At 37.2% G+C, this 1,058-nt stretch carries 1 protein-coding gene and 1 pseudogene; both read left to right on the forward strand.

Annotation, left to right across the window (positions count from 1 at the left end):
* Nucleotides 1-330: pseudogene (locus ACFXI4_RS44765) on the forward strand (hypothetical protein); the annotation flags it as partial.
* A gap of 124 nt (nt 331-454) precedes the next feature.
* The coding region (locus tag ACFXI4_RS44770) for a peptidoglycan-binding domain-containing protein (RefSeq protein ID WP_385003478.1) at nt 455-1,058 on the forward strand (604 nt) is incomplete at its 3' end.

The raw sequence follows: 1,058 nt of genomic DNA on the forward strand, positions 1-1,058 counted from the left end.
AGCGGACACCTTCTTGTACTAGCAGGAGGAGGAAGCTATAAATCACAGCCATTTAGTGGTGCGGGATGGCGTTTTGGAGGTATGGGTGTAAAACCAGCTGATGGTACAGGCAACTTTTTACGTTGGAAATCCTACATTGACGATGGAAGAGTAGGAAATGTAAATCAAGCCAACGCAACTAAATCTGGTTCTATTCAAGGAATGGCATTGTATGCTCGTGAAGGATTCAAATACTTTGCACCAAACGGGCCTGGTTGGACAATGAATATAGGTATTTATTACACTTATAATCCTGTTGCAGGTACGTATTATGTTGTTCAAAATATTTAATAAAACAGCACAAAGAGATTTCTTTGTGCTGTTTTATTATTTTTAGTTGTTGACAAACACTAAAATATAAAATATAATCAACACATAAACGAACGTATGTTCGGCAAGAAAGCAGGGGATTTTTATGGATGAGATGGTTTTAAGTACTCAGAAATGGCTAAACAAGAAATACAGTAATGTTACAGGGTTTGATAAGGTTCCAGAAAATGGGCGAACAGGGTGGCCTACAATCTATGGACTTATTGAAGGACTACAAGTAGAACTTGGTATTACTAATCTAGTAGCTAATTTTGGACCTACCACTGAAAAAATGTACGATAATCAGGTTACTCCTAAATGGGGCAAAAATCTACCTAAAAATATTGTATTTCTTATTCAAGGTGCCTTTTGGTGTAAGGGGATTAATCCAGGTGGCTTCGATGGGGTATATACTCCATATTTAGATACTGCTGTAAAAGAGTTGCAGACTGATGCAGGGTTTAATGGAAGCGCTGTAACTGGAGTTTTGGATGCGAAATGGGCCAAAGCGTTATTTGATATGAGTGCTTTTGTTCTTGTTCCCGGCGGAGATAGTAAAATTAGAAAAATGCAGCAATGGTTAAATGTAAATTATTTAGAATACACGGGAATAATGCCTTGTGATGGTATTTATCAAAGAAATTCAAATCAAGCATTAATTTTTGCATTACAAGCTGAACTAGGATATTCTCCCAGTGAAGCAACAGGGT

This window comes from Streptomyces sp. NPDC059224 (assembly GCF_042754285.1).
Classification (GTDB): domain Bacteria; phylum Actinomycetota; class Actinomycetes; order Streptomycetales; family Streptomycetaceae; genus Streptomyces.